This window comes from Amycolatopsis sp. NPDC003676 (assembly GCF_053587275.1).
In genome coordinates, this window is sequence record NZ_JBSFNS010000441.1 from 1 (window position 1) to 1,035 (window position 1,035).

Below are 1,035 nucleotides of genomic sequence, written 5' to 3' on the forward strand. Positions count from 1 at the left end.
GGAGATCGTCTACAGCGAGCCCGCGGGCACCACCGACCCCAAGGTGACCGGCGCATGAAACGGCGGCTGCTCGGGGTGTTGCTTCGATCGGCGTGCCGGACCAGAAGGAGTCCTACCAGATCACCCGGCCGCACATGGACCAGCTCTGGCCCAGCGAGACCGAACTCGCCGGATTCCGTGCCCGTGTCCTCGATTTCGAGGAACGCGCCTGGGCGGTGGCGATGCGGGTGCTGTCCTGCTTCGCCGACCGGCTCGGCCTGCCCCGCGACCACTTCACCGCCGCGCACGATCCCGCCTCGCCGGACTACCAGAGCGCGCTGCGCCTGCTGCACTACTTCGCGGTGCCCGCGGAACTGCGCGGCGTCCCCGGCCGCTGGCGGGCGGGCGCGCACACCGATTTCGACTGCCTGACCCTGCTGTTCCAGCGCGACGGGCAGGGCGGGCTGCAGGTGTGCCCCGGCAAGGAGATGGACGAGCAGGAATGGACCTCCATCACCCCGTCGTCGAGCCTGATCACCTGCAATATCGGGGACATGCTGACCCGCTGGAGCGACGACCTGCTGCCGTCGAACTTCCACCGCGTCCGCAGCCCGGGTGAGGGCGAGTACCAGGGTGAGCGCTACAGCATCGCCTACTTCGCCCAGGCCGATCGCGACGCGATCATCCAGGGCCCCGCGGGCAAGTACCCGCCCGTCACCGCCGCCGACTTCCTGGCACAGCGGGTACAGGCGAACTACCGGCCCCAGGGATAATCGGCGCATGAACTCCGCGCTGCTCGGCCAGTCGGTGCACCGGCAGATCAGGCAGATGGTCCTCTCCGGCGAGCTGGCCCCTGGCCGATCACTCAGCGTGCCCGCGTTGGCGACCCAGCTCGGGGTCAGCCGCAGCCCCGTCCGCGAGGCGGTGCAGCAGCTGATCTACGAGGGGCTGGCCGTCAGCGCGCCGCACGCGGGGGCGCCCGATCCGGCGCCGGTGAGGACGCCCGGTGCGATGACGAACACCGAGGACGCCGGGCTGATCGCGGAAAGCGTGATC

At 70.4% G+C, this 1,035-nt stretch carries 2 protein-coding genes; both read left to right on the plus strand.

From position 1 onward, the window contains the following. Window positions 1-92: 92 nt before the first annotated feature. A complete protein-coding gene (locus ACWDNU_RS47070) occupies window positions 93-752 on the plus strand; it encodes a 2OG-Fe(II) oxygenase family protein (protein WP_449673608.1) in 660 nt (219 codons plus the stop codon). 7 nt (window positions 753-759) lie between these two features. Beyond that, window positions 760-1,035 (plus strand): GntR family transcriptional regulator (locus ACWDNU_RS47075; RefSeq protein ID WP_449673609.1); only part of this gene is annotated, 276 nt, incomplete at its 3' end.